Genomic DNA, 26,071 nt, shown 5'->3' with positions numbered 1-26,071 from the left:
ATCATGCCGTCCGATAGCCCCCATTCCGACCAGGAATACTACAATTCAGCGGAGCATAATCCCGTCCAAGCGGCTTCTTGTTGCACGGGTGGAGAAACATGTGGAAATAAAGCTACGCAGGCCTCCGCGCCATCTGGCGGACGACACTTCCAAGTCTCCGGTCTGGATTGCGCCGAAGAGGTGGCGATCCTGAACCGGGTTGTCGGTCCGAAAGTGGGCGGAACCGAACACCTGGCATTCGACGTGATCAATGGGCGAATGACCATCCTCGACAGCGCCGAGAGGATCTCGGACAACGAAGTCACACAGGTGGTCGCAACGACCGGCATGAGCGCGAAGCCATGGGATGCCGACAACGCAGCAGAGGACCAGGCGGCGCATCTGGCGCGTCAGAAGCGCTTCACCTTCTTGAGCGGTGGCTTCTGGGCGGCGGGTTTCCTTTTCCACATCGTCGAGACTGGCATGGGTGGCGCGCTCGGACTTTTTGCGGGGCATGGCGAGGCGCCGATACCAATGGCGGAAGCGGGGCTCTTCGCCGTCGCGGTTCTTTTTGGCGTCTGGCTTGTTGCGCCCAAGGCCTGGTTCTCGGCGCGGAGGCTTAGCCCCGACATGAATCTCTTGATGGTGGTGGCCGTCGCGGGCGCCATCGGTCTCGGCGAGTTTTTTGAGGCCGCGACGGTCGCCTTCTTCTTCTCGCTTTCGCTTTATCTGGAGAGCTGGAGCGTGGGGCGGGCGCGTAATGCGGTTTCCGCGCTCCTCGATCTGGCGCCGCCAACGGCGCGGGTTCTTTACGACGACGGCTCTGAATCCGACGTTCCGGCCGCGGCCGTGGCAGTCAATGCAAGGTTTATCGTGCGCGGCGGCGACCGGATCCCCCTCGACGGTGAGGTCGTGGACGGGGCAGGGGCCGTCGATCAGGCCCCGATAACTGGGGAAAGCGCGCTAGTGCCCAAGGAACCCGGCGACGAGGTCTATGCCGGCACGATCAACGGCGAGGGCACGCTGACGGTGCGGGCGACCAAACCCGCGTCGGACACGGTGCTTGCGAAAATCATTTGCATGGTGGGCGATGCCCATGCCCGCCGCGCGCCGGTCGAACAGTGGGTGGCCAAGTTCGCGCGCATCTACACACCCATCGTGATGGCTCTGGCGATCGCCATCGCGCTGGTGCCGCCACTCCTGCTCGGCGGCGCCTGGGACTACTGGTTCTACAATGCTCTTGTCCTTCTGGTCATCGCATGTCCTTGCGCGCTGGTCATTTCTACGCCGGTTTCCATCGTGGCGGCGCTGACCGCTTCGGCACGGGCGGGGGTGCTCATCAAAGGCGGCGCCTATGTCGAGGCGCCGGGGCGGACCACGGCACTGGCGATGGACAAGACCGGGACGATCACCATGGGCGAGCCCGAGGTGGCGGCGGTTCATCCGCTGGGCGGCGTTTCCGCACGCGATCTCATGACGCTGGCGGCAAGTCTGGAGGCGCGGTCCTCGCACCCGCTAGCACGCGCCATCCTCGCGCGTGCCGAAACCGATGGTGTTTCCGTGTCTGCCGCAGAGGACACCCGCACCGTGCCCGGGCGCGGTCTGGAAGGACGCGCCGATGGGCACGCTATCTGGCTCGGCTCGGATCGGTTCGCCGAGGAGAAGGGGTTCGGCAATGCCATTCCGGCGGATCTGCGGGATCGGATCGAAGGGGCAGGCAGCACCCTTGTTGCCATGGGTGACGAGACCGGCGTGACCGGCGTTCTAGAGCTGCGCGACCGCATCCGCCCAGATGCGAAGGGGATCGTTGCGCGCCTGCATGCGCAGGGTGTGAAGACCATCGTGATGTTGACGGGCGACAACGAACGCACCGCGCGCGCGGTGGCAGCCGAAGTCGGCATCGACGAGGTGCGCGCCGAACTTTTGCCAGAAGACAAGGTGACGGCCATTGAGGAACTCGTCGAAAGCCACGACATGGTGGCGATGATCGGCGACGGTGTGAATGACGCACCGGCCATGGCGCGGGCGCATTATGCCATCGCCATGGGCGCTGTCGGATCGGATGCCGCGATCGAGACGGCCGACATCGCGCTGATGACCGACGACATCGGCAAGGTACCCTGGCTTATCGGCCATTCGCGCGGTGCCATGACGATCATTCACCAGAATATCGGCATATCGCTGGCGACCAAGGCGCTGTTCGTCGGGCTGACCGCGTTCGGCATGGCCTCAATGTGGGGCGCCATTGCTGCGGATGTAGGCGTGTCTCTGCTGGTGGTCGCCAACGCACTTCGGCTCCTGAACGGCCATCAGGTTGAGGCCGGGCCTTCAGGCGGAGAACCGGTGGGCGAGCAGATGACGAAGGGAGCACTGGCGCACGGTCATTGATCCGGCGGTTTCGGTAGAGTAACGTCTGACATCAACCAGACCTCGCAAAAGGGGCGTCGAGCAGTGATGAATACCAGAATTCCACGGCGGGTCTTGCTGTTGGGCGGATTGGCCGCCCTCCTGTCAGGCTGTGCCAGCAAGTTCCGGTCGTATAACGGACCCGAAGTGACCCGGCTGCGCCTGTACAAGACCCAGCGACTGCTGGTCCTGGACGGAACGGATGACGTCTTGCGGACCTATCCCATCGGATTGGGCTTCGCGCCCGAAGGCCACAAGCAGTTCGAGGGGGACGGCCGCACGCCGGAAGGCTCTTACCTGATTGACCGGCGCAACCCGGACAGTCTCTTCCACCTCTCCATCGGCATTTCATACCCGAACGAGGCCGACATCGCGTTTGCGGAGGAGCAAGGAAAATCGCCGGGTGGCGACATCTTCATCCACGGCGGACCGCGCAAGGGGATCGACCCGATGAACAAACGCGACTGGACCGCAGGCTGCATCTCCGTCACGGACCGGCAAATCGAGGATATCTACGCCATGGTCAGGGACGGGACACCGATCGACATCTATGCCTGATGGTCAGGCAAAGCGACGGCGCAGCGCTACGTTGATGGCTTCTATCGCAATGACCATGACGACGACGGCAATCGTGACGCTGGCCGCCTTGTCATACTGGAAAGAGCGCACGTAGGTCTGGATGTAGAAGCCGATCCCGCCCGCGCCGACAATCCCGAGGATCAGCGACTCGCGCAGGTTCAACTCGAACCGGAAAATCGTGTCGCGGGCGACGACCGGCGCCATCTGCGGCCAGATCGCGTATCTGAGCCGCACGAGCGGCCCGGCGCCCGCGCTTTCCAGCGCGGCGATCGGCGCGCGGGACACGCCGTCGATCGCCTCGGCATAGAACTTGGCGAGCATCCCCGTCGCATGAAAGGCGACCGCGATGATGCCGGGCAGCGGCCCGAGTCCGACAGCGCCCACCATGAGCATGGCCACCAGGATCAGCGGAATCGCCCGGATGAAGGCAAGCAGCGTTCGGATCGGCCGGAACACCGCAGGCGATACCATCGTCTCAGACGCAAGAATGCCGAGGGGAACGGACAGGATCACAGCACCGAGGGTGCCGAGGATCGCGATCCTCAGCGTTTCCGCGCTGCCCTTCTTGATCTCGGCCATCACCGTCGGGTCAGGCGGAAACATCCGGCCGAGGAAATCGGCGATCCGCGGGCCGGCCGACATGAGACGCGACAACTCGACATCGGTCGTGGCGAAGGACCAGAGGATTGCGGCGGCGATCAGACCACTCGTCGTAAAGCCGCCAAACCCGCGGAACGCCATCAGGACACCGCCCTGAGGCCGATACCGGGGATTGGCTCAACCTCCCGATAGAGCTCCGCTGTCGCATCCTCGTTCAACTCGGAGGTCGGCACATCGAAGGCGATCCGCCCGCCACGAATGCCGATGATGCGCTGCGCGAAACGCCGCGCCAGGTCGGGCTGGTGCGACGAAAACAGCGCCGTCGCTCCGCGCGCTTGCGCCGCCCCGGCCAGCAGCGCCAGGATCTCACCTGCACGCGCGGGGTCGAGGTTGCTCACCGGTTCATCGGCCAGAATAAGCCGTGGTTCCTGCGCCAGACACCGCGCGATGACGACGCGCTGCCGCTGCCCGCCGCTTAGGCTGTCGACCCTGCGTTCGGCAAGATCGGCAATGCCGCAATCTGCAAGTGCCGTGCGCGCAATCTCTAGATCATGTTTGGTCGGTGATCCCATCAGGGCCCGCAGCGGCGACATGCGCCCCAGGCGGCCATTCAGGACGTTACGCAGAACCGAGGAACGCTCGACCAATGCAAACTCCTGAAACACGAAACCGGTATCCGGACGGCGCACGCTCGGCGGCGGGCGGTCGGGATCGAGCGGCGCACCCAGAACCGATACCCGCCCGCTCCAGCCTTGGAGCCTGCCGTCGAGCAGTGCCAGCAGGGTCGTCTTGCCCGCCCCGGACGGGCCGAGCAAAGCGACGCTCTCGCCCGCCGGGACCCGAAACGAGACCCGCCCCAGCGCCGGGAGGTCCGCGGCCGTATGGGCAAAACTCAGGTCGTCTACTTCGACAGCTGTGCTCATCGCAACAGCCCGTATTGCTTCGCCATATCGCGTACGCCGTCATAGGCGGCGGAATCGGCCCTGATATAGCCGTCGGGGCCGTAGAGATAGCCCAGCTTGTTGCGGTGCTCCGGCTCGTTGAGCCGCAGCATTGCGTCGACAAAACGATCCCGCAGAGCGGCATCGAGCCCCGGGCGAGCGATCACCAAATGGCTCGGGATCGGCGCGCTTTCCGCGATCCAGGTTACCTCTGCCTGTTGGTGCGGCGTCAGTAGCAGGTCGGCATACTGGCTGGCGCCCGCGGCATCGACCAGACCTTCGGCCATTGCCTGCATCGCCTGCTGGTAGCCGCCCGCGAAGAAGACGCGGCCGAAGAATGCCTCTGCCTGTCCGGGGCCTTCGATCAGCCCGGCCTCCACGAATTCGGCGAGCGGATAGAGATAGCCCGATTCCGAGATCGGATCCGCGAATGCGATGTCGCGTCCGCGCAGGTCTGCGAGCGCGCCGATGCCGCTGTCGCGCCGCACGAAAATGCGGCCCGTATAACTCGGCGCGTCGCGGTAGACCTCGGACAGGAGCGGCACGGCACCGATCTCGGCCTCGGCCAGAACGAAGGGCAGGGCGCCCATGAAGGAGATATCCGCGTCGCCGTTGCGCAGCGCCTCGACCGCCGCCGCATGGTCGATGGTAACGAACCCTTCGACAGGGACGCCGATCTCACTGGCCAGCCAGCCGGTGATGGCCTCGATATCGCCAAGCAGCTTCTCCGGGTTCTCCTGCGGGATGAAGGCAAGCCGCAGTGCATCGTCCTGCGCCGCGAGAGGTGTCGCCAGCGACACCGCGCCTGCGCCGACCAAGGTCAGTATCGTTCTGCGGGTCAGGTGGACTGGCATCAGAATGCCCTCTCTTCGATTGCGTCGGCTTCGGACTTGAACGCGGTCCAGCTTGCTTCGGCCGCCACCCAGTCATCAGCACGGACGGCGGCGCCGACCTCGGCCAGCCGCTCGGCCAACGCGTAGACCTCGGGCCGCGCAGCAAGGTTCGACATAGTGCTGGCGTCCGCCGAAAGGTCCGCGGCCACGGTGTCGGTCAGCAGCAGGATGTGCTCTGCGTCCCGCCGCGGCAGTAGCGTGTCGAGTGTCGAGGCGAAGGTCGTCAATTCGGCGAATGCCAGCCGGAAAGCGGTGTTCTCGGTGTCGAAGGCTTCATAGGGCTCGTCTGCCGCGCCCACGGTCTCCAGATAGGCGGTCAGATCGGCGCGGTCTTCCTCGGTCAGCCCAAGCGATTTCGTCTCGTCGAACCAGTCCACGACGGCGGCCAGCGTCGGCAGAGATCCGTCATGGAAATAGGGGGCGGTATAAGCGGTCCCGAGCAGCGTCGGGGTGTCGAGCGCGCCTGCGCGGGCCCCTTCATAGCCCGGCGCGACGGAGCCGATGTCGTGGGCCTGCCGGTCGAGGAAGTTCGCGTCTGGCACGTGGCAACTGGCGCAGGAGCGATCGCCTAGCCCGGCAAAGGGCTGGTTGAAGATCTGCTCGCCGCGCCGGGCGGCCTCTGGGGCCGCTTCGGTCAGGCGGCCATCGGTCGTCAGTATGGAATTCGGCAGGAAGTCGAACTCGAGCATGTAGGCGACGAGAGCGTCCAGCATGAAGGGCGTCGGTTCATTTCCGCCGAACTCGTTGACGATCACGTTGCGGGTGAAATCGCGCAGGGAGGCGAAACGGCCATCGCGACCATAGGGTCCGGTGAAGCGCAGCCCGCGCAGGCTGGGAATGTCGAGCGGGTCGTCGCGCCGGTCGTTGAAGATCGGGTTGAAAAAGGCGCCGTCGACGTCGATCGCGCCTGACTGGTGGCTTGCGCCCGGAACGAAAAGCCGCTGGTTGATGTCCGAGCGGTTGTGACACGTCGAGCAGGTGATCCCGAGATCGCGCGCGGGGCTGCCGAAGATTTGCGCACTGTCGAACAGCATGTCGCCGTAAGCCACCAGCGGCAGGTCGGTCTCGTCGATGCCCTGCTCCTCGAAATTGAGGACGAGCAGTGGCAACGGATCCTGATCGAAGATGTCAGAGCCCGGTGGCAGGCTTGGCGGCACCTCGATGGCGCGACCGCTGAGCACGGCGGTTTCCGGCAGGGCGCTTAACGCCCGACGCGTAGCAAAGTCGTCAACGAGGTAATTCTCGGCGAGATAGCCGGAGATGACAGCGCGCGCGGATTCCATGGTTTCACGATCCGCAGATGTCGAGCCTGCGCCAAGTACGCCAGAGAACCCGGTGCTGCTATTGAGCTCCAGCCAAGCCAGGCCGATCCGTCTCGCAGCCTCCGAATCGGCGGCCGCGACGCCGTCCTCGAACGCACGGTAGAGTTCGCGTGCGGTTCGCAAGGCCTGCTGTGCTGTCGCCGATTCTTCGGTCGCGAGAGCCCGGTCCAATTCCTCTTCGATCCTGAGCGCGATGAGCCGCGTCGCCTCGGCGAAGACCGCCTGCCGGTCTTCGCGCATCATCGCGTTCAGAAGACCGTCAGGCTCGATATCGCTTTCGCGGTCCAGCCACGCCAGCGCTCCGACAGAGAATTCCGAACCCCGGTAGGGTTCCGTCCAGGCGGTCTTGATGTCGTTCCAGGGCAGAGGCTCGAGATTTCCAAGAAAGAGCGTCAGCCGGTAGGCCGCTGCCTCGGGAAGCCAAGGCGCCTCCTTGGCCGGCGTCGCGGCGACAGGTCCGGACAGGAGGAGCGCACTTGCGAGTGTGGCGAGCAGCACTCTCATAATATTTCGGATCACCACGGCCTCCAAAGTAAAAAGTTAGACATGGCTAATTTATCTACCCAAAGCAAACAAGTTGTCAATCCCGCTGTTTCGCTGCAAAGTCCAAAGTATGACAAAGCTGCAATCACATGGGCGTGAGCCATTCGAGGCTGTCGACAGGGCTCCCGAGGCGCAGGCCGAAGGCTTTGCGACCGTGCGTCAGGCACATGAAAGCGAGATGGCGGAGGATTACGTCGAACTGATCGCGGAACTGATCGAGACGCGCGGGGAGGCCAGACCGGTCGAGATCGCAGAGCGGCTTGGGGTGAAGCCGCCGACCGTGACAAAGAACATCTCGCGGCTCAAGGCTGCTGGCTTGGTGCGGCGGGAACCTTACCGCGCCATATTCCTCACCCAAGCAGGGCAGGATCTTGCGGAGATCTGTCGACGCCGCCACAGGGTCGTCGTCGCCTTTCTTCTGAGCCTCGGGATCGACGAAGAGACTGCCGAGCGGGATGCGGAAGGGATCGAGCATCACGTCAGTCAAACAACACTGGAAGCGTTTGAAAGTCGGCTCAATCAGAAATGATCCTGGTGCGACGCACAATCGCGCGTTTCTATATCAGGCGTTCAAGGTGCTGAGATCTTCGTCTATTGGGAAATTCTCTAGATGTGGGGAGCGGAAATGCTGACGATTGGGACGCTGGCAAAGAAGACCGGAACGAAAGTCCAGACCATCCGGTATTACGAGCAGATCGGTCTCATGCCTGAGCCCGGCAGGACTGAGGGTGGCCAGCGCCGCTATGGCAATGCCGAACTCGACCGCCTGTCGTTCGTCCGGCACGCACGGCAATTGGGATTCTCACTGGATGCGATCCGCGAACTCCTCGACCTCAGCGATCACCCGGACAAGTCCTGCGCGGAGGCAGATGCAATCGCCCGTCGCCAGCTCAAACAGGTCGAGCAACGATTGGCCCGGCTCGAGGCGCTGCGGACGGAATTGAAGCGGATGGTGCGCGAGTGCAGCGGCGGGCAGACTTCCGATTGCCGTGTGCTGGAGGTGCTGCGAGACCATTCCGAATGCCTGACCGACCATCAAGAGATCGGCGGCTGAGATGCCCGCTGCGCTTGGGGACCGTTCAATTCTCTGGGGTCATGCTGCTTTCAGCAGCGGCGGGGTCGGCTCGAAGATGCCCGGCGCACGGGATTTGTCTTTATCGACATCGTCGGGCGTGATCTGGGTGGCTATGTCGAAGAGGCGCGCCAAGTTGTGACTGACACTGTCACCCTTCCACCTGGATATTCCATAACATGGGCCGGACAATATGCGTTTATCCAGCGGATGCAGGACCGCCTGACCCTCGTGGTTCCCGCGACATTTCTGATCATCACGCTGATGCTGTTCATGGCGTTCTCGCGGGTGACAGAGGTTGCCATCATCCTCGCGGCACTGCCGGTGGCATTGGCCGGGGGGTCTGGCTGATCTGGTATCTGGCATTCGATATCTCCGTCGCGGTTCTTGTGGGCTTCATCGCCCTTGCGGGTGTCGCGGTCGAGACGGCCATCGTGATGCTGCTCTACCTCAATCTGGCTTGGGAGAAACGCCGCGCCCTCGCCCGAGAGCAGGGTCGTCCCCTCACATCGCATGATGTCGAAGATGTCGTCTTTGAAGGTGCCTTGCTGCGCGTGCGGCCCAAGGTGATGACCGTAGCCACGATCTTTGCCGGACTTGTTCCGATCATGTATGGCCATGGAACCGGCTCGGAGATCATGCAGCGCATTGCGGCCCCGATGATTGGCGGCATGGCGACGGCAACCCTGCTGACGCTGCTGGTCATCCCTGCGATCTACGTGATCTGGAAACGTCTCGCCCTGCCGCGCGTGAACCGCGATCTGGCGGGCGCTCAAAGACCAAGACCCCCTTCCCACCCTTCTACGGTACCTGGCGAATGATCGCCCGGGACCCCCTGGCGCAGTAAAAAGGAGACCCCCATGCGCAAGACCCTGCTGACCTTCACTACCCTCATCCTGAGCGCGCCGCTGGCCATGGCCCAGATGGGCCAATCCTCGGGCATGATGCATGGTGCGATGGCCATGGACAAATAACCATCGAGGGCGCTGTTCATGCCGAGGCCAAGCTCAACAGCTTCGGTGCGGACAGCGTCAACGTCAGTCATAGCCCCATCCCCGAGATTGGCTGGCCGGCAATGACCATGGACATTCCATTGGCCGAGGATGCCGAGGTGATGACCAATATTGCCCTTGGCGATGAGGTCATCATGATGCTGGTTAAAGGGAACGACGGCATCTATGCCATACAGGCCCTGACAGCCAAAGAATGAAACAACTGCGCCGCAGCGCTGGACTATTGCTGCGGCGCGGGAGAATGGAGCTAACTTGTATGCTGCTGGTGCTGCGTCAACATCCACGATTTTGCAACAACGTCAGAAACTGGCCTCAAGACCGGTTGACAGTTGTTTGAGCCTCTACCATTTAGGGCACATGGATTGGAAATGCATCATGGCTGCACGCTTCAGAACACTGATGTGTATTCTGCTCTCTGTCGTGCTGGTGTCTTTTCCGCCCACAATATCGCATGCCGCATCGGGAATACACAGTGAACATCATCCCGTCGCGGCCCAGTCCGAACATGAAAACACGCAGCAAGCACATTGTCTGTTTCCGTCCGTCAGTTCAAGCGACGAACAGCGAGCGCATCCGGACAACTCTGAAGACCATCCTTCCGGCAAGTGCTGCAATGGTATTTACCTGACTGATGCTCTTGACGAAACCACATCGGTTCTCTCCGAATACGGTGCAAGTGCCGCATTCGTGTTGCAGCACGACCAGGCAGGCTCTATCGAGTCGGCCGGTTTAATACGCCCGCCTCGAAACCTGATATGAGATAGGCCCCGAGTTGGGGCCGTCGCCTTGCGCATGTTCATGCGTAAGCCCGAAGTTCACAATTCAGGACAGATCCACATGAGAATTCATCTTCTTTCGGGGGCATCGGCCCTTGCTCTGGGCGCGTGCGCTTACGAGCCTGCGCCTCTTCCTGTCGTGGCGGCGCAAAAGGCCACGACCGACACGACCGTTTCGGCAGCGATCGGGTATCAGGATCCGTTGGCCGGATATACATATCGCGAACCCACCGGACCCCGTGACTGGCGTACGGTTAACGAAGAACAATCGGAGGGTAACTGATGCGCGCCTCGAAATTTCCGATGGTTGCCGGCTTTCCGCTTTTGCTTGGCGCGTGCGCCACTGCGGTTCCCGAGTCCTTTACGGAACCCAAGGCAGGCTTTGCATACGTCGCAAGCCAAACTTCGACCGCCATTGGCAAGCGCGCTGTCCTTGCGGAAACGCAAGCCGAAAACGAAACGCTGCGCAGGCAAGTGCAGGATATGGTGAACCGCAAAACGATCTCCGCAGATACAGCCATCCAGGTTGCATTACTCAACAACAAGGGCTTGCAGGCGTCCTACGCCAACGTCGGTCTTTCGGCAGCTGATGCGTGGCAGCAGGCAACACCCGTAAATCCGATTGTGTCCATTGGTGTGCTGGGCATCGGGGCGGCTGAACTGGGCGCCTATCGTGCAATTGAAGGCATGATTGCCACCAATATTCTGGACGCCGGAACCCGGAAGCAACGGGTGGCATTGGCCGACCTGTCTTTCCGCGCCGCGCAACTGGAGGCGGTAAATGACACCCTGGCCCTTGCCAACCAGACTCGCCAGGCGTGGATCAACGCAGTTGCCGCCTTCGAAACGGTCAGCTATCTCGCGCGCGCCAAAGCGACGTCGGACGCGGGATCCGAGCTTGCGCGCAAGCTGGGCGAAACAGGTGCGCTCAACAAGGCCGGGCAGGCGCGAGAGCATGCCTTCAACGCCGAACTCGCCGGTCAACTCGCACAAGCGCGGCTGAATGCAACCCGCGCAAAGGGGGATCTGACCAGACTGATGGGTCTTTGGGGAACCGACGTGGACTATTACGTTCCTGATGCCTTGCCCGCGTTGCCGGGTTCCGTGGAGCGACTAACCGATATTGAAAGCAAGGCCCTGAACAACCGCGTCGATCTGCGTCTGGCCAGGCTGGGGCTCGAAGCGCAAGCCGCCGCCTTTGGCCTTACCGATCAGACGCGCCTCGTCACGGATCTCGAGCTCATCGCCGGTCTTGAAACCGAACGCGAAGCCGAAGACGGCAGGAGGGAAACAGAGACGACTCCGCAGATCGAACTAGAGTTCGCCATCCCGATCTACGACACAGGCAAGGCTCGGATGCGCAAAGCGGAGTTGGCGTATTTGCAGGCCGCTAATGTCCTGGCCGAAAAGGCCGTAAATGTCCGGTCGGAGGCGCGCGGAGCGGAAACCGCCTATCATGCGTCCTACAAGATTGCCCGGCATTATCGCGACGTCCTGGTGCCGTTGCGCCAGACCGTCGAGGAAGAGGCGCTGCTGTCGTACAACGGTATGATTACCAGCACTTTCGAACTGCTGACGGATGTGCGCGAAAAGCTGAGCGCATCGCTCGAAGCAGCCAATGCAAAACGCGATTTCTTCATCGCCCAGGCTGAGCTGACGGCTGCCATCTATGGCGGCAGCGCGGGCAGCAATGGTGCAGGCGGAGAGCGCGCTACACTTGCCGCCGGTGGCGGCGCAGGACACTGAAAGGACCGATGATATGTTGAACCGACGTCAACTGCTAGGAGCCGGTGCCGCTGGCGCCGCGCTCGTTTCGTCCCAGGCCTGGGGCAAGACCACGAACATGGGGCTGCCCGAAGCAGCGGTGATGGACAAGGCAGCAACCCAGGTCTCGCCCCGGCCCTCTTCCGGGCCAGATTACAATCCGGTGGTCACGCTGAATGGTTGGACCCTGCCGTTTCGCATGAACAACGGGGTCAAGGAATTTCACCTTGTTGCCGAACCGGTGGAGCGTGAGTTGGCTGACGGCATGATCGCGCACCTGTGGGGCTATAACGGCCAGTCCACCGGCCCGACCATCGAGGCCGTGGAAGGTGACAGGGTGCGGATCTATGTCACCAACAAATTGCCCGAACATACGACGGTCCATTGGCACGGGATGATCTTGCCCTCGGGCATGGATGGCGTCGGGGGCCTCAGCCATCCCGGTATTCCGCCTGGCAAGACCTACATCTACGAGTTCGACCTGATCAAGTCCGGTACATTCATGTACCATCCTCACGCCGACGAGATGGTGCAGATGGCAATGGGGATGATGGGCATGTTCGTGGTGCATCCCAAAGACCCGACATTCATGCCGGTGGACCGCGACTTTCTGATCATGTTGAACGCCTTTGACATCAACCCGGGCACTTATGTGCCGAGGATCATGACGATGACGGACTTCAACCTCTGGACCTGGAACAGCCGGATATTCCCCGACATCGATCCGCTGGTCGTTAACAAGGGTGACCGCGTGCGCGTGCGCGTGGGCAATCTGACGATGACGAACCATCCCATCCACATGCACGGCTATGACTTCAAGGTCACATGCACCGATGGAGGCTGGGTGCCTGAGACCGCGCAATGGCCAGAGGTGAGCATCGACATCCCGGTGGGCGCCATGCGCGCTTACGAATTTGTGGCCGACCACCTGGGGGACTGGGCCATCCACTGTCACAAGTCGCATCATACCATGAATGCGATGGGCCACGACATTCCGACCTTCATCGGCGTGAACAAGAAATCACTTGCCCGGAAAATTCGCAGTTTTCAGCCTGAATACATGCCCATGGGTACGGCTGGCATGGCCGATATGGGTGTCATGGAAATGCCGCTGCCCGACAACACCATTCCGATGATGACGGGTTGGGGGCCGCACGGACCCATCGAGATGGGCGGCATGTTTTCGGTCGTCAAAGTCCGCGAGGGTATCGAGCCAGACGATTATTCCGATCCCGGCTGGTACGAGAATCCGCCGGGTGAACAGGCCTATGAATGGACCGGCGCACTGCCCGAATTCGCATCCAACAAGAGTCCGAAAACCCTATTGACGCCAAAACCAGCCTCGAAAGGCTGACAAGCCTGCCGAACGAACCGATCAACCACAACTACAGGAAAAAATGATGAACGACCTTCTTCTTACAACTGCGCTGATCTTTGCTCTTTCCGCGCCGACTTTCGCGGCAGGCAACCATAGCGGGGGGCATGGCGAAAGTCAGCCCGCCATGGAAACGACGCTGTTGGTCGGCATGCCCGGCGATCCTGCAAAGGTGACACGTACGATCACCGTTACAATGCGGGAGACCGACGATGGCAAGATGCTGTTCGACCCGCAGTCACTGGAGATCGCGAGAGGCGAGACCGTTCGTTTCAACGTGATCAATGACGGCGCGCTCGAGCATGAATTCGTCATCGACACAAAGATGGGCAATGCCGAACACAAGGAAATCATGGCCAGGATGGATATGGAGCATGATGACCCCAATTCCGTTCGTCTGGATCAGGGCATGTCCGGAGAAGTAATCTGGACATTCTCGAATGCTGGCACATTCGAGTTCGCCTGCTTGATCCCGGGCCACTATGAAGCCGGCATGCACGGGCCGATCGCCGTAGGCGATCAGATGGCGCAGGCAGAGGTCGAATACGCGACCGGGACGATTAAGAAGATTGATGCAAAAGCGGGAAAAGTGACGATTATACACGGTCCCCTGACCAGTCTCGACATGCCGGCGATGACGATGGTATTCCGTGCCGACAAGGCTACGATCGCCAACATGTCGGAAGGTCAGGAAATCGAATTTGTCGCGGATCGCGTCAACGGCAAACTGACCGTCACGCAACTGAAATAGCGCAATTCAAAGGAGCGCTGGCAAGAGTCAGCGCTCTCTCGTTCCAACCTGCGCCCTTGGCCCGACCAATCATCATTGTGAACTCACGCTGAAGCGCAATTTCTGATATGCCGTTTTATTCCAAACGGTTCTGAATTTCCATCAACTTGGTTTCAAAGACCTCTGTTGGCGTGAGATAGCCGAGGCACTTACGCGGCGTTGAGTTGAGGCGGTGGCAAATCGACCTCAGATATCGATTTGTCAGCGCCGTCGGCTCGGTCGAGCGGGGCAGGTACTTTCGAAGTCTGTTGTTCGTGTTCTCGACAGTGCCTTTCTGGTACGGCGCTTGCGGGTCGCAGAACCAGGCATCCGCTCCAATCCCGGCCTTGAGATGCCGCCAGGCCGAGAACTCGGTGCCTCGGTCAAAGGTGATCGACTGGCGTGCATCGGCGGGCAGGGGAGCGAGGCTTTGGATCAGCGCCTCCATGACCGGTTTCGACTGACGATCCTCGTTGCGCATGACTACGGCAAACCGGCTGACGCGCTCGACCAGAGATGTGACGTTGACCTTTCCGTGTTCCTTCCGGAACATCATCAGATCGCACTCCCAGTGGCCGAACTCTGCGCGCTCTGAGATGCGGTCAGGCCTGTGTGACAGGCTTTGCACATCGAAGATATGCGTTCGGTTGTGCCTGCGATGGCCACGCGGCCTACGGCGCCTGCGATGCTCCGGCAGATGGCGATAGAACTGTTCGTCGCGGCCGTCTTTGGAATAGGCAAAACGGTAGATCGTCTCGTGGCTTACACGGATCGGGTGGCGTTCAAGCCGCATCCGACCCGCGATCTGTTCAGGGGACCATCCGGCTTTGAGACGATCCTCGATGGCCGTCTTTAATTCCGGGTGCATGATCATCTTGCGATGAAGAGCACGACGCTTCTCATACATGTTCTGGGCGTTCAGAGCGTAATAGCCGTTCAGCTCCGGCAATTCCTTGTCGTCATAGCAATTGCGCTTCAGCTCGCGATAGATCGTGGACGGGGCTCGGCCCAACCGATCCGCTATCTCAGGAACCGGCATTTTGGCTTCACGCCACTTGGCAAGCTTGCGGCGTTCTTCCAAACCCAGGTGAGGGTAGCAGCGTCCCATTCATCATCCTCCGTGCAACATTCTGTTTTAATACAGAATTTGCACTTCGGATGTGAATCCACCCATGTCTAACTTATTGGCGCATAAGGAAGCTTATGTTGAATGAACGGGATCCTTGATACAGTATACTATCGTTGCATTATTATAGTATTGACTATAGGCTGGGCGTGTTCTGCCGAGGTTCCCTAGCATGCATTTCCCGTTCAAGAAACCTGTCCTTCTCTTTGTGGCCGCGCTGGCTTTTGCGACTATTTCGCTGCCTTCAGGCACAAGAGCGCAAACCTATCCGATCGACTGCGCGATCCTACTATGCCTATCGGGGGGCTGGCCCGCGTCTGTCCCCTGCGCGCGTGCCCGTGCCGAATTCATCCGCCGGATCACGCCCTGGCCGGTCGAGCCGCCGCTGCAGATCTGGCGCTGTCCGATGGGCGCCTCACATGAGCTGGAGCGTCGGCGCGATGAGACAGGGCGGCTCTTCGACGTCCTGGTCGAGGGTCGTGACATCCGACCGCGCCAGTCCTTTGCAGTGACCGGCGACGCTGTCGACGCGGCATTGGAAAATGCCGTTTGGTCCTCTGACGAGGTCATGAACGATCTTACCCCAGTGGATCTTGCCCTGCGCTCGGTTCGGGAGCGCGCGGACATCGACATCGGTGGGCCGGAGTTCAATTTCGTGCGATCTATCCGGGTGTTTGACGTTCGTTTCGCGTCACAGCGCGTGGCCGGAGAAAACGATCAGTGCCGACGCCATGCGCTGGTCTACCTCGGCACATACGGCATGCAGGGCGAGTTTTCATGGGCGGTCTCTGCGCCGACGGCTCTCCCCGACGCTCATGTCGGGCTCGAAGGCTGGGGATCGGATTGCCCAGGCATCTATAATCGGTCGGTATTCGTGGACTGGCGCGATTACGAGGGCGCCTATGGGTTCGAGCAGGTGAATTACTGACCCGCTGCCTTAGGATTTCATACGGTGCACGCCCGCGGGCACGACTGCTCTACGAGAATTTCGCCAGCACTAGACCTGTGCTGCGGACATCATGTGCTGACCCAAGCGGCAGAAATGCGCAGGAAACGGGATTTGCAAAGTGACCGATCACGGGCACGAGGACTCGACACACTCGTCCCCCGGGTGTCGAAGCCAGCAGATTGTTCAACTCGGAGTATCCGGTTAGCCTGCAGTGCCACGTATCAGGTGGATATCTGATACTCTCCGTGCGACTGGAGCGGCTTTGTGGGCAGGCGCAACAGGAGCCTGCCGCAAAGGGATCTGTTTTGGGCGCCGCGTGATATACTTTAGTGAAAATCCCGGCTCGGAAACAGTTTTCTGGCCTGTTCGCGCGGATGGCGGGCGGTTGGCCGGATGCTGCCCCCGACAGGACGTCTGACCTCATCTGCACGACCGTCATTGGAATCGATCATCACCGGACGACCGAGGGTGGCCAGGAGATGCGACACATCCTCGACCCGCTCTGCGATCAGGTGGATGACAGGGCCGTCCCGCTGGATGCGCCCCGTCACGCGGAGCAGGCGACCGGCGATCACGGCCTTGCGGAAGGTCTCGTAGACCTTTTTCCACACGACGATGTTGGCTGTGCCGGTTTCATCCTCCAGCGTCAGGAAAATCACGCCCGAAGCCGTGCCGGGGCGTTGACGGGTGATGACAAGGCCGGTGACGGTCACGCGACCCTTCGCACCGGGCAGGCGATCATGCGGCAGGCTATCGGACAAGCCGGCGCGCAGCAGTTCCATCGGGTGCGCGCGCAGGGACAGGCGCAGCGCCAGGTAATCCTCGATCACCTCCTGGCCAAGCGTCATCTGCGGCAGGCTGACGCCGGGCTCGACACCGCCCTCGCCATCCGGACCGAAGAGCGGCAATGGTGCAGGTGCCTTCAGCGCCTTGGCCGCCCAGAGGGCGTCGCGGCGGGTCAGGCCAAGGGCCGCGAAGGCATCTGCTTCGGCGAGACATTCCAGCGTGTCGGGACGCACCCCCGCCCGGCGCCAGAGGCTTTCGACATCCGGATAGCCATTGCCGCGCGCGGCTGTGATCCAGTCCGCGTCTTCTTCGCGCAGTCCCTTGATCTGGCGAAACCCCAGCCGCAGCGCCAGGGCGCCATCAGCGCGCAGCTCCAATGTGCAATCCCAGGCCGAATGGTTGACCGAGACCCCCCGCACCTCGACGCCATGATCGCGGGCATCGCGGACCAGCTGCGCGGGGGCGTAAAACCCCATCGGCTGGCTGTTCAGGAGAGCACAGGTAAAGACGGCCTGATGGTGGCACTTGAGCCAGGCCGAGATATAGACCAGCCGCGCAAAACTGGCCGCGTGGCTTTCGGGAAAGCCATAGCTGCCGAAGCCCTCGATCTGCGCAAAGCAGCGTGCGGCGAAATCGACGTCATGGCCACGCGCCAGCATGCCGGAAACGAACCTGTCGCGAAACGCCCCGATGGTGCCCATGCGTTTGAACGTGGCAAGCGATCTGCGCAGACGGTCCGCCTCGGACGGGGTGAACCCGGCGGCAACGACGGCGATCTGCATCGCCTGCTCCTGAAACAGCGGCACACCATAGGTGCGGCCCAGAACCTCCATCATCGCAGGGCCGAGGTCTTCGACCTTTTCCTTGCCCTGACGACGGTTGATGAAGGGATGCACCATGCCGCCCTGGATCGGGCCGGGGCGCACGATGGCGACCTCGCAGACCAGATCGTAGAACTTACGGGGGCGCATCCGGGGCAGGAAGTTCAACTGCGCGCGGCTTTCGACCTGAAACACCCCGATCGCATCGGCGCGGCAAAGCATGTCATAGACCGGTGGATCCCCGGACGGCACATTTGCCAGTGTCAGCTTCTGACCACGATGATCCGCCAGCAAGGCAAAGGACTTGCGGATTGCGGTCAGCATGCCCAGCCCGAGGATATCCACCTTCAGAAGACCGAGCGCGTCGATGTCATCCTTGTCCCATTCGATGATGGTGCGTTCCTCCATCGCGGCGTTCTCGATCGGGCAAAGCTCGTCCAGCCGGTCATGGGTGATGACAAATCCGCCCACATGCTGGCCGAGGTGGCGCGGAAAGCCGATGATCTCACCAATCAGCCGGGTGGCCAGGATGATGCGGCGGTCGGCAGGGTCAAGCCCGGCGTCACGCATCCTGTCCTCATCCGGCGCCGCCGACGACCAGCCCCAGATCTGGCCCGACAGGCGTGCCACGACATCCTGGCTGAGCCCCATGACCTTGCCGACCTCGCGGATGGCGGCGCGGCTGCGGAAATGGATCACCGTTGCCGTCAGCCCGGCGCGTTCCCGGCCATAGCGGGCATAAATCCACTGGATCACCTCTTCGCGGCGTTCATGTTCGAAATCGACGTCGATATCGGGGGGCTCACCGCGCTCCTTGCTGATGAAGCGTTCAAAGATCAGGGTGATGCTTTCGGGGGGCACCTCGGTGATGCCCAGAAGGTAGCAGACCACCGAATTGGCCGCCGAGCCGCGTCCCTGGCACAGGATGCCGCGCGACCGCGCGAACTTCACGATGTCATGCACGGTCAGGAAATAGGGCGCATACTTCACCTCACGGATCAGGCTCAGTTCCTTCTCGACCCGATGCACGATCCTGGGTGGCGGGCCGTCGGGGTAGCGCCAGTGCAGGCCGTCACGGGTCAGGCGTTCCAGCCGGGTCTGGGCGGGTTCGCCGTCTCTTGCCTCGTCGGGATACTGGTAGCGCAGATCGTCCAGTCGAAAGGCGCAGCGATCGGCAATTTCCACTGTGCGCCGGAGCGCAGCGGGATGACGGTGGAACAGCCGCGCCATCTCGGCTCCGGATTTCAGGCGACGTTCGCCATTCGCCAGACGCCGCTCACCGATGTTGTCGATGGTGCAACCGGCCCGCAGGCAGGTCAGCACATCGGCCAGCGGGCGCCGCGCGGCGCGGTGCATCAGCACATCGCCGACGGCAACCATGGGCAGGTTTGTGTCCTGCGCCAGTAACGCCAGCCGATCGAGCCGGCCCTGGTCGCGGCCATCATAGCGCGGCGCTGCCCCGAGAAAGCACTGGCCCGGAAAGGCACGGGCGATGCTCAGCAGATCGGCGCGCGTGGTCTTCGGCGCGGGGTCTTCCAGCGGGTCTGGCGGCAGCGCAATCAGGATCAGCCCGGCACCCCATTCCACCAGATCGGCCCGTTGCAAATGGCATTCTCCCTTGGGCGCACGCCGCTTGCCCAGGGACAGCAACCGCATCAGCCGTGACCAGGCAGGCAGATCGGTGGGCAGCGCCAGCCATGCGACTGCGCTGTCGGTCATGACCAGTCGCGCGCCCGCGATCAGTTTCGGCAAGGTCGCACCGGCCAGAACCGGCGCCACGGCGCCGCCCGTGAAATGCGGCACGGTCTGGCGGCTGGAATGGTCGGTGACACGTTGCGACCGAATGGCCGGACCATCCTGTGCAGCCCCGGCCGTGGCCTGCGCCGCGTCTCGCAATCGCGCCAGTTCCCTGAGTGCGGAATAGGCGCGCACCACGCCGGCGACCGAATTGCGGTCAGTGATGGCGATGGCGGCAAGCCCCAGTTCCGCGGCCCGCGTGACCAGTTCTTCGGGGTGCGATGCGCCTTTCAGGAAGGTGAAGTTCGATGTGACGCACAGTTCGGCATAGGCGGTCATGGAAATTCTCCCTGCACATACCAGTCCTGCCGCCCACGCGCTCCGTCCCAATCCCGCTTCTGCGGCGTGGTGAACAGCCACAGGCGCGGACCTTCCCGGGTCTCGATGCGCCAGTAATCGCGCAAACCATTGCGCCATGCCGGATCGTCGAACCACCACTCGGGGGTAATCCGTTCGGGCCCGGTGGCGCGCAGCGTGGTGAAGCGCATCCGCCGCCAGCGGAAGCCTGCGGGGGGCGCGCCCGTGACGGCTGTCGCAGGCTCGGGTGGAAAAAGTGTGATCGGGCGCATGGGTCCGGCGCGTGGCGGCGAAGGCTCGGGAGCCGAATAGGCCGCGGGAAAGAGCAGAAAGCTGCGCTCCGGGATCAGGCTCGTCGCAGGCGAAAGGCGCAACACCCGGTCAAAGCCGATGCGATTGCCGATGGAGGACAACAGATCGGCCAATGCATCCTCATGCCTGACTGTCGCGCCGCCACCGATCTGTTCGGGAGCGAGGGCCTCGGTCAGAGGTGCCGTCACCCGCAGCGCATCAATACCAAAGCCGGCATCAACCTCTCCCACGCCCCTGGCGAACAGCGCCGCGATACGGACCGGGTCGCGCATGGGGCGTGCCAGGCCGATCTCGATCTGTGCCGTGCCCCGATCCACGCGCCGCAACTCCAGCCGCATTCTCCGCGCACCCCTCTGATGCAGGGCGAGCCTGGCACATAGCCGGTCCAGCAGCCGTTCAAGGCCCGACATCACATCCGATTGCAGACCGATCGGCTCCGGGAGGGTCATCCGCACCCCGAAATGCGGAGCGTAAGGCTCTGCCGCAACCGGTTCCGGCTGCACCCCGAGTGCTTGATCCAGCCGCAGCACCAGCCCTGTCCCGAAACGCCGCACCAGGGGCGCGCGAGGCAGGTGGACCAGATCGGCAATGCGTGCCAGGCCGACCCGTGCGAGTGCGTCTGCGGTATCGTGATCGATCCGAAGCGCCCTGACCGGCAAATGCCCGATCCCCTCGACCAGCCCTCCGTCCGCCACGATGCCGCCGCCGTGGCGGGCAAGCGCGTGGGCTGCGCCGCGTGTCCCGGCAATGGCGCTGACGGCATGCAGTCCCGCCCGCTCCAGCCGCGCCTGCAGGTCTTCGCGCAGGTCCATCTCACCGTCAAAGAGATGCGGAACCCCGGAAATATCCGCCATCAACCCGTCCATGCCGTCAAGCGCTACCATCGGGGCATACCGTCCGGCCCAGCGGCGCAGGCTGGCAAGCGCCGCCGCCTCGCGGTAGAGGTCGGCCGGGCGCGTGGCAAGATCAGGACAGATGGCACGGGCGTCAGCGAGCGGCATGCCACGCGACAACCCCCGTGCAGTGGCGGTCGTGTTCAGGCAATGCAGGTGATCGGAATTGCCCGACCGGTGGGTCAGGGCGAAGGGCCCCTCAACGGGGCGGTTCCGCAGACTCGTGTCGCTCGCGAGCCTCGGAAACCATATGGAAAGCAGCCGACGCGCCATGCCAGTTCACGGTCCAACTTCCAAGAGTTCCTCTTTTGTTCTTATTAAGACTCCACCGGTGCAGAGTCGAGTCCGCCGCGGTCGCAGCGAGCGGTTCACACTGCCAGCGGGTCTCGGCAGCATTGCTGCCCGCATTCTGCCGGATCAGCACGAGGCCGGTGGTGCCGCCGGTATCGGCTGCGAGTTGAAGCCGACGACCGGCAACCAGGGACAGCGACCGTTCCGGCTCGGCGATCACCAGACCGACAGGCGCTGCGCGCAACGCCTCTTCGGCACACCACAAGAGATCGGCTTCCCCGACGGGTCGCAACAAGTGGAGCCGTTCCCCCACACCTTGTGGCAGGCCGCGCAGCATCGGCAATTCCGGCGCATGTGAAGGCACAATCCACACCAGCGGCCCCGGATGCCGCGCCGCCTGAAACAGCGCAAAAGCGCGGCGGCCACGACCCTCTGCTTCATGCACGCGCCGAGGGCGAAGCCCGAAGGGATCAGCGGGAGCAGAGTCAGGCGGCATCTTCCCGCACCCCCTCCGCCACGATCTGCAGCATTCCGTCTGCCAGGGGCCGTTGCAGTTGCAGCGCCTCTGGCGCAGGTGCGGTCAGCCAGCGCCGCCAATCGCTGGGCTGCGTCAGGATGACCGGCATCGCCTTGGGATGCACGGCACTGACCTCGCGGTTGGGCGGGCATGTCAGAAACCCGAAAAGCTCCGCCGTGATCTCGCCCTCCTTTATCTTGCGCACCGAAGTCCATTCGGTGCGAATACCGGCGAAGAAAGCCAGAGGCCGCGCTTCCCCAAGGGCAAACCAGACGGGATGGTTGCGCGGCGCGCCAGCACGGCTATCGATCTCGGAAAAGCTGGTGAAGGGCACAAGGCACCGGTTGGCGACACCAAGCCAGCGTCTCCAATGTGGCGAGGCAACATTCCGGATATTGGTCACGCCCGGATCGCGGCGCTTGCCCTCCAGAAACACCTGCGGCGTTGGCATGCCCCAGCGTGCCCTGGTCAGCAGCCACCCGCCCTCGCCACGCCGGATGATCGGTGCGGCATGGTCGGGATATATGCCCGCCATTGGTGGCAGGTTGCCTGCCGCATCCTCGAACGCCTCGTCCTCCTCGATCATGTCGTCAAAGACATGCCGCATCGCGTCCTGGCTCTTGGTCTGGGAATAGAGGTTGCACATCGGATCACCCGGGAATCAGGAAGAGAGGCAAGAACATTCGCGGAACACCCGACTTGAGTAAAGACCCCTCTTCAGCCTTTCATCGGACAGCATGGCATATTGCCAAGCAGATAATGGGAGGTTTGGCACGCCCGGCGACGGTGGCACCAAAATGCATCCCATTGACATCAACGCAGGATTTCCGGGACTTCGGCTCGATCGAAGCTACAGCGTTAGATCGGTCCACAGGTCAAGAATTTCGAAACCATCTTTCGCCATCACAGCATGCGTCAGCTTGCCGATGTCCATTCTCCGACGTTCCGGATGCGCCTGGCATCAAAGCCGCTCTGGCCCTCTCGGACAGACCATAACGTTCAACATATTCAATCAACGCGGCCTCCAGCAACTCCAGCCGTCGCTGGTTGTCCATTGTGCTATGCATGTCTCAGCCTCCTTTTTGTCAGGGGTACGGCAATCAAGTCTTAACAATTACCTAATAAACCAATCTCGGGAGGAAACAGGAATGGAAAGGGAGTTTGACCGCCAAACCGAACGGGTTGAATTGCTCAGCATGCTGACTTCCTCTTCCGGGCATCGGCGCACACAGCTCATCGAGGAATATCAGAGACGTTCAGAAGCAGCGTTTGCCCCGGCCACCTTGCGAAACTACAAACTGACACTTCGGCTCTTCGAAAAATGGTGTCATGAGACAGGACGCAATCCGGAGCCGCCTGTTCCATCAGATACAATTGCTGCATGGGTTGATGACATGGGTGGCAAGATTGCATTCAATACCATTGGAACAAGGCTCTGGGGCATCGCCGAATTACACCGGTCAAGATTCTTGCCCTCGCCAACCCGGCACCGCCTGGTGGCGCTTTCACTCAAGGGCGTCAAAAGAAAATACGGAGCCATGCAGAAACAGGCACCGCCGCTTGGAAAGAAAGAGGTATTGAAAGCAATCGGTTCATTGGGAAGCAGCCGACGCGACCTGCGCGATAAGGCGTTGCTTTGGATTGCGACAGATACCTGGTGCCGCGCCTCAGAAATTGTCGCATTCAGGGTGAAGGACCTAATTCGACAAGACGATGATAGCAGCCTGCTGTATGTTGCCCGATCAAAGACCGACCAATATGGATACGGCGCATATGCTTTCCTGTCCGCAAAAGGCACGCGCGATGTGTTGGCTTGGATTGCGGAGGCCCAACTTGAAGCAACGGATCCAATCATTACAAAATCCCAAAAGGGTGGCCAACACCGTCCGCTCGACTCGGTAACCGTTTCAAGAATCCTCAAGCGCTGCACCGGGCGAAAAGACGTATCGGCGCACAGCACGCGTGTGGGAGGCGTTCACGATGCCTTCAGGTTGGGGTGCGATCTTTCGTCGATCATGATCGCCGGTCGCTGGGCGTCGCCAGAAATGCCGGCGCGCTACGGCAAACGCATTCTTGCGTCCCAATCTGCGGCGGCAAAAGTATCCCAAGCATTCGACGTCGAGACCGCGCAGGACAACGGTGAGGAAGCGTAAACTGCGGTCAAACCCAATTGGGCGCTCGATGCAGGATGGCGACAAGTTTTTCAAACCCATAATGCCAAGAAAGGCCGCTCTCGCCGCTGGTCGATAGCACAGAGGTAAACTGCGCTGAAAAAGCAGAACTTAGTGACACTTTCTCTGCGAACTGCAAAAGCGACCGTTACCCGAACGGACCGAGATTGGCCTCCTGACAGGACTATGCCGCCCGCGCCGATCCGTCGGCCCGGGACAAAACGGCGGGCGGCGCGGTCCAGCGGCGCAGGGACGGACAGGGGGAAAGCGAGGAGCGCAGACTGTTCGCCGGCCGGAGCTTAGGGCGCGGTCTTGGGCGGGCGTGTCTTCGAGCACCCGCACGAGGTCGCGAACGATCAGGATTGCCCGGAAACTTCACTTTCTTGCGGAAAATGCAGCGCCACCTCTAACGACACTTGAAGGATATGCAAATCGGCAATATAGTATATCCTGAAAGGATATACTCATGCCCCTCTACATCAAAGACCCGGACGTAGATAAGCTGGTTGACCGCTACCTTGCGGCCTCCGGTGCGAAGACGAAAACCGAAGCTGTTCGCGCTGCCCTGCTCAACAGTATAGCGGCTTTGGAGAACCAGGAAACGCTTGCGGAGCGCGTTGCAAAAGTGCAGCGGAAGGCGCGCGCCGCCGGGCTTAAACCTCGCGCGACCAGTGATAAGCCATTCATGGATGAGCTGTGGGGTGACGACTAATGTTCATCGACACCAGCACGCTATGCGCCGTGCTGCTCAATGAGGCCGAAGCTCCCGCCATGCTGAAGGCGATGGAAGGCGCCCGTGGCAAGCTGATGATCTCGCCTGTCGTTCGTGTCGAAACGACTCTTGGCATTGCCCGGAGCCTGAGAGACGCGGAAGGGGCGAAGCATATCAGCGAGGCCCACTTTGACAAGGCGAGCGAACTTGTAGCTGAGCTGATCCGATCGCTTGGCGTGCGGGAAATGCACTTGACGGAGGGCATGGGCACGACCGCGATCGCGGCACTCAGAAAGTATGGAAAGGTTGCCGGGCACCCTGCCAAACTCAACATGGGCGACGCCCTGGCCTACGCCGCCGCGAAGGCTTTTCATGCGTCACTGCTCTACAAGGGCGACGATTTTGCGAAAACTGATCTCGCATGACAGGACGGAACAGATGAACCTAAGGCTGGAAGCATGGGCCTGTGGCGAACGACTTAGCGAACGGATTAAAGAAGACCATGGTCGCTGGATGGGTCGAGGTGCAGATGATCAGTATGAGAAAGAGCGGATTGACCTCATACGGCAGGCAGCGCGCCCCCTGAAGACCTGCGCATCGGAACTTGAACACGTCAGGCGCAAGGCACAGGATGAAATCGGATCAGGATCAGGCCAGCCTTGCCCGTCAACGTAATTTGCTCCATATCGTCGGCCTCTGACAATATCGTGTCCCACCGCCCCAGGACCGTGCCGTCAGAAAGAACTGCCTGACCCTCGCACACGAAAATGGCCCCGCCGCCAATCCCCAGATCCAAAACTGTCCTGCGTTGCAGTGGTTCAGTGTCGATATGCGCAGTCATTCGGTCACGCCGCAGCATGACGTTCAGATCCTGAACAGTGCCGTCCAAAAGCCGCGACTGGACGATTTGCTCACCTGCGAACTGCAGACGTTGGCCAGATTGCAGGACATGCTCGCCTTGATCACCCAGTCGCATGGCAACGCCCTTGCCCGCCAGAAGGATCAGCGTTCGATCGATGCCCGGAAAAGCCGAAAAGGCTCCGTCCTCGGCGATGGTGGCGATCGACAACCGCCAGTCGAAGTCGTCGTACCCCGCGCCGGACGGAGATACTGCGATCTCGCGCGTTTCTCCTCCGCCGTTCTTCCACGGCGCTGCAACCAATCGGGAATAAGGGATCAGCCGCATTGTCCACTCCTGCCTTTCTGAAACAAGACGTCGATTCTTGCCGTTGTCGAAGCATTGCGCGGCCGTCGTGCCCGGCATCGGATGTTTAGATATCCAACTCGGACCAGAGCAGCTGGAAGTAGTCCTGATACCGGGCATTGCTGCGCAACTTCACCGGATCGCGTTCGTCGCGGCGCAGGTC

25 protein-coding genes are annotated in these 26,071 nt (G+C 61.7%); 16 read left to right on the top strand and 9 right to left on the bottom strand.

Annotated features, from left to right (window positions below; genetic code table 11):
• Positions 1 to 3 precede the first annotated feature (3 nt).
• Positions 4 to 2,367 (top strand): heavy metal translocating P-type ATPase, encoded by a 2,364-nt coding sequence (locus BSG08_RS18030; protein ID WP_483880128.1) that lies wholly within the window; start codon positions 4 to 6, stop codon positions 2,365 to 2,367.
• Positions 2,368 to 2,433: 66 nt separating this feature from the next.
• Entirely contained in the window at positions 2,434 to 2,943 is a 510-nt protein-coding gene (locus BSG08_RS18025) for a L,D-transpeptidase family protein (RefSeq protein ID WP_425439310.1), read from the top strand.
• 3 nt (positions 2,944 to 2,946) lie between these two features.
• Here BSG08_RS18025 and phnE read toward each other — a convergent pair whose 3' ends face one another.
• The 4 genes from phnE to BSG08_RS18005 are packed head-to-tail and all read right to left on the bottom strand — an operon-like array spanning position 2,947 to position 7,218.
• A complete protein-coding gene (gene phnE, locus BSG08_RS18020) occupies positions 2,947 to 3,705 on the bottom strand; it encodes a phosphonate ABC transporter, permease protein PhnE (protein ID WP_085818092.1) in 759 nt (252 codons plus the stop codon).
• On the bottom strand, positions 3,705 to 4,487 hold the full coding sequence (locus BSG08_RS18015; RefSeq protein WP_093039232.1) for a phosphonate ABC transporter ATP-binding protein: 783 nt from the start codon (positions 4,485 to 4,487) through the stop codon (positions 3,705 to 3,707). The genes phnE and BSG08_RS18015 overlap by 1 nt, the downstream gene beginning before the upstream one ends.
• The gene (locus BSG08_RS18010) at positions 4,484 to 5,359 is read right to left on the bottom strand and encodes a phosphate/phosphite/phosphonate ABC transporter substrate-binding protein (protein ID WP_093039231.1); all 876 of its coding nucleotides are present in this window, start codon (positions 5,357 to 5,359) and stop codon (positions 4,484 to 4,486) included. The genes BSG08_RS18015 and BSG08_RS18010 overlap by 4 nt, the downstream gene beginning before the upstream one ends.
• Positions 5,359 to 7,218 (bottom strand): cytochrome c peroxidase, encoded by a 1,860-nt coding sequence (locus BSG08_RS18005; RefSeq protein ID WP_245770747.1) that lies wholly within the window; start codon positions 7,216 to 7,218, stop codon positions 5,359 to 5,361. The genes BSG08_RS18010 and BSG08_RS18005 overlap by 1 nt, the downstream gene beginning before the upstream one ends.
• 115 nt (positions 7,219 to 7,333) lie before the next feature.
• On the opposite strand from BSG08_RS18005, the gene mntR reads away from it, so the two are divergent.
• From mntR to BSG08_RS17965, 9 genes are all read left to right on the top strand, one after another.
• Positions 7,334 to 7,792 (top strand): manganese-binding transcriptional regulator MntR, encoded by a 459-nt coding sequence (gene mntR / locus BSG08_RS18000; protein ID WP_093039229.1) that lies wholly within the window; start codon positions 7,334 to 7,336, stop codon positions 7,790 to 7,792.
• Between the two features lie 96 nt (positions 7,793 to 7,888).
• Positions 7,889 to 8,317: a MerR family transcriptional regulator gene (locus BSG08_RS17995; protein ID WP_093039228.1), complete on the top strand. Its 429-nt coding sequence runs from the start codon at positions 7,889 to 7,891 to the stop codon at positions 8,315 to 8,317.
• Positions 8,318 to 8,350: 33 nt separating this feature from the next.
• Entirely contained in the window at positions 8,351 to 8,686 is a 336-nt protein-coding gene (locus BSG08_RS19865; protein ID WP_342742624.1) for an efflux RND transporter permease subunit, read from the top strand.
• A 38-nt stretch (positions 8,687 to 8,724) separates the two neighbouring features.
• Positions 8,725 to 9,156: an efflux RND transporter permease subunit gene (locus tag BSG08_RS19860; protein ID WP_281248311.1), complete on the top strand. Its 432-nt coding sequence runs from the start codon at positions 8,725 to 8,727 to the stop codon at positions 9,154 to 9,156.
• 110 nt (positions 9,157 to 9,266) lie between these two features.
• Positions 9,267 to 9,545 (top strand): copper-binding protein, encoded by a 279-nt coding sequence (locus tag BSG08_RS19955; protein WP_093039227.1) that lies wholly within the window; start codon positions 9,267 to 9,269, stop codon positions 9,543 to 9,545.
• A 178-nt stretch (positions 9,546 to 9,723) separates the two neighbouring features.
• Complete coding sequence (locus BSG08_RS19335) at positions 9,724 to 10,107, top strand: hypothetical protein (RefSeq protein ID WP_139274595.1); 384 nt, start codon at positions 9,724 to 9,726, stop codon at positions 10,105 to 10,107.
• A gap of 299 nt (positions 10,108 to 10,406) precedes the next feature.
• Entirely contained in the window at positions 10,407 to 11,870 is a 1,464-nt protein-coding gene (locus BSG08_RS17975) for a TolC family protein (protein ID WP_093039225.1), read from the top strand.
• A 13-nt stretch (positions 11,871 to 11,883) separates the two neighbouring features.
• Positions 11,884 to 13,242, top strand: coding sequence for a multicopper oxidase family protein (locus tag BSG08_RS17970; protein WP_139274594.1), 1,359 nt, complete (start codon positions 11,884 to 11,886; stop codon positions 13,240 to 13,242).
• Positions 13,243 to 13,288: 46 nt separating this feature from the next.
• Entirely contained in the window at positions 13,289 to 14,014 is a 726-nt protein-coding gene (locus tag BSG08_RS17965) for a copper-binding protein (protein ID WP_093039224.1), read from the top strand.
• A 115-nt stretch (positions 14,015 to 14,129) separates the two neighbouring features.
• On the opposite strand, the gene BSG08_RS17960 is transcribed toward BSG08_RS17965, so the two are convergent.
• Complete coding sequence (locus tag BSG08_RS17960; protein WP_093039223.1) at positions 14,130 to 15,140, bottom strand: IS30 family transposase; 1,011 nt, start codon at positions 15,138 to 15,140, stop codon at positions 14,130 to 14,132.
• Positions 15,141 to 15,330: 190 nt separating this feature from the next.
• Between BSG08_RS17960 and BSG08_RS17955 the strand changes: the two genes are divergently transcribed.
• On the top strand, positions 15,331 to 16,086 hold the full coding sequence (locus BSG08_RS17955) for a hypothetical protein (protein WP_245770745.1): 756 nt from the start codon (positions 15,331 to 15,333) through the stop codon (positions 16,084 to 16,086).
• Between the two features lie 347 nt (positions 16,087 to 16,433).
• Here BSG08_RS17955 and BSG08_RS17950 read toward each other — a convergent pair whose 3' ends face one another.
• Positions 16,434 to 19,790 carry an error-prone DNA polymerase gene (locus BSG08_RS17950; protein WP_093039222.1) on the bottom strand — a complete coding sequence of 1,119 codons (3,357 nt, stop codon included), beginning with the start codon at positions 19,788 to 19,790 and terminating at the stop codon, positions 16,434 to 16,436.
• Positions 19,787 to 21,286, bottom strand: a complete 1,500-nt coding sequence (locus tag BSG08_RS17945) for a Y-family DNA polymerase (RefSeq protein WP_093039221.1) — start codon at positions 21,284 to 21,286, stop codon at positions 19,787 to 19,789. Before BSG08_RS17945 ends, BSG08_RS17950 begins: the two co-directional genes overlap by 4 nt.
• Here BSG08_RS17945 and BSG08_RS19565 point away from each other — a divergent pair.
• Positions 21,264 to 21,662, top strand: coding sequence for a hypothetical protein (locus BSG08_RS19565; protein ID WP_175544825.1), 399 nt, complete (start codon positions 21,264 to 21,266; stop codon positions 21,660 to 21,662). The two genes, BSG08_RS17945 and BSG08_RS19565, sit on opposite strands and share 23 nt — an antisense overlap.
• Before the next feature lie 127 nt (positions 21,663 to 21,789).
• Here the strand turns inward: BSG08_RS19565 and BSG08_RS17935 are convergent, their stop codons facing one another.
• Entirely contained in the window at positions 21,790 to 22,467 is a 678-nt protein-coding gene (locus BSG08_RS17935; RefSeq protein WP_093039219.1) for an SOS response-associated peptidase, read from the bottom strand.
• Positions 22,468 to 22,969: 502 nt separating this feature from the next.
• On the opposite strand from BSG08_RS17935, the gene BSG08_RS17930 reads away from it, so the two are divergent.
• The 3 genes from BSG08_RS17930 to BSG08_RS17920 all read left to right on the top strand — a co-directional run bounded on the left by BSG08_RS17930 (position 22,970) and on the right by BSG08_RS17920 (position 25,129).
• Positions 22,970 to 23,974 (top strand): tyrosine-type recombinase/integrase, encoded by a 1,005-nt coding sequence (locus BSG08_RS17930; protein WP_093039218.1) that lies wholly within the window; start codon positions 22,970 to 22,972, stop codon positions 23,972 to 23,974.
• Positions 23,975 to 24,458: 484 nt separating this feature from the next.
• Positions 24,459 to 24,704, top strand: a complete 246-nt coding sequence (locus tag BSG08_RS17925; RefSeq protein ID WP_093039217.1) for a type II toxin-antitoxin system VapB family antitoxin — start codon at positions 24,459 to 24,461, stop codon at positions 24,702 to 24,704.
• Entirely contained in the window at positions 24,704 to 25,129 is a 426-nt protein-coding gene (locus BSG08_RS17920) for a type II toxin-antitoxin system VapC family toxin (protein WP_093039216.1), read from the top strand. Before BSG08_RS17925 ends, BSG08_RS17920 begins: the two co-directional genes overlap by 1 nt.
• A 188-nt stretch (positions 25,130 to 25,317) precedes the next feature.
• Here the strand turns inward: BSG08_RS17920 and BSG08_RS17915 are convergent, their stop codons facing one another.
• Positions 25,318 to 25,890, bottom strand: a complete 573-nt coding sequence (locus BSG08_RS17915; protein WP_093039242.1) for a HutD/Ves family protein — start codon at positions 25,888 to 25,890, stop codon at positions 25,318 to 25,320.
• Between the last annotated feature and the right edge of the window lie 181 nt (positions 25,891 to 26,071).

The sequence above is a fragment of the Roseovarius azorensis genome (assembly GCF_900109455.1).
In the GTDB taxonomy this organism is placed as follows: Bacteria; Pseudomonadota; Alphaproteobacteria; order Rhodobacterales; family Rhodobacteraceae; genus Roseovarius; species Roseovarius azorensis.
This window is presented reverse-complemented; position numbering and strand designations above follow the sequence as displayed.

Coding starts and splice junctions, on each gene's coding strand:
- BSG08_RS18030 (WP_483880128.1), top strand. CDS start 4: ATGCCGTCCGATAGCCCCCATTCCGACCAGGAATACTACAATTCAGCG.
- BSG08_RS18025 (WP_425439310.1), top strand. CDS start 2,434: ATGAATACCAGAATTCCACGGCGGGTCTTGCTGTTGGGCGGATTGGCC.
- phnE (WP_085818092.1), bottom strand. CDS start 3,705: ATGGCGTTCCGCGGGTTTGGCGGCTTTACGACGAGTGGTCTGATCGCC.
- BSG08_RS18015 (WP_093039232.1), bottom strand. CDS start 4,487: ATGAGCACAGCTGTCGAAGTAGACGACCTGAGTTTTGCCCATACGGCC.
- BSG08_RS18010 (WP_093039231.1), bottom strand. CDS start 5,359: ATGCCAGTCCACCTGACCCGCAGAACGATACTGACCTTGGTCGGCGCA.
- mntR (WP_093039229.1), top strand. CDS start 7,334: ATGACAAAGCTGCAATCACATGGGCGTGAGCCATTCGAGGCTGTCGAC.
- BSG08_RS17995 (WP_093039228.1), top strand. CDS start 7,889: ATGCTGACGATTGGGACGCTGGCAAAGAAGACCGGAACGAAAGTCCAG.
- BSG08_RS19335 (WP_139274595.1), top strand. CDS start 9,724: ATGGCTGCACGCTTCAGAACACTGATGTGTATTCTGCTCTCTGTCGTG.
- BSG08_RS17975 (WP_093039225.1), top strand. CDS start 10,407: ATGCGCGCCTCGAAATTTCCGATGGTTGCCGGCTTTCCGCTTTTGCTT.
- BSG08_RS17970 (WP_139274594.1), top strand. CDS start 11,884: ATGTTGAACCGACGTCAACTGCTAGGAGCCGGTGCCGCTGGCGCCGCG.
- BSG08_RS17965 (WP_093039224.1), top strand. CDS start 13,289: ATGAACGACCTTCTTCTTACAACTGCGCTGATCTTTGCTCTTTCCGCG.
- BSG08_RS17960 (WP_093039223.1), bottom strand. CDS start 15,140: ATGGGACGCTGCTACCCTCACCTGGGTTTGGAAGAACGCCGCAAGCTT.
- BSG08_RS17955 (WP_245770745.1), top strand. CDS start 15,331: ATGCATTTCCCGTTCAAGAAACCTGTCCTTCTCTTTGTGGCCGCGCTG.
- BSG08_RS17950 (WP_093039222.1), bottom strand. CDS start 19,790: ATGACCGCCTATGCCGAACTGTGCGTCACATCGAACTTCACCTTCCTG.
- BSG08_RS19565 (WP_175544825.1), top strand. CDS start 21,264: ATGGAAAGCAGCCGACGCGCCATGCCAGTTCACGGTCCAACTTCCAAG.
- BSG08_RS17945 (WP_093039221.1), bottom strand. CDS start 21,286: ATGGCGCGTCGGCTGCTTTCCATATGGTTTCCGAGGCTCGCGAGCGAC.
- BSG08_RS17935 (WP_093039219.1), bottom strand. CDS start 22,467: ATGTGCAACCTCTATTCCCAGACCAAGAGCCAGGACGCGATGCGGCAT.
- BSG08_RS17930 (WP_093039218.1), top strand. CDS start 22,970: ATGGAAAGGGAGTTTGACCGCCAAACCGAACGGGTTGAATTGCTCAGC.
- BSG08_RS17925 (WP_093039217.1), top strand. CDS start 24,459: ATGCCCCTCTACATCAAAGACCCGGACGTAGATAAGCTGGTTGACCGC.
- BSG08_RS17920 (WP_093039216.1), top strand. CDS start 24,704: ATGTTCATCGACACCAGCACGCTATGCGCCGTGCTGCTCAATGAGGCC.
- BSG08_RS17915 (WP_093039242.1), bottom strand. CDS start 25,890: ATGCGGCTGATCCCTTATTCCCGATTGGTTGCAGCGCCGTGGAAGAAC.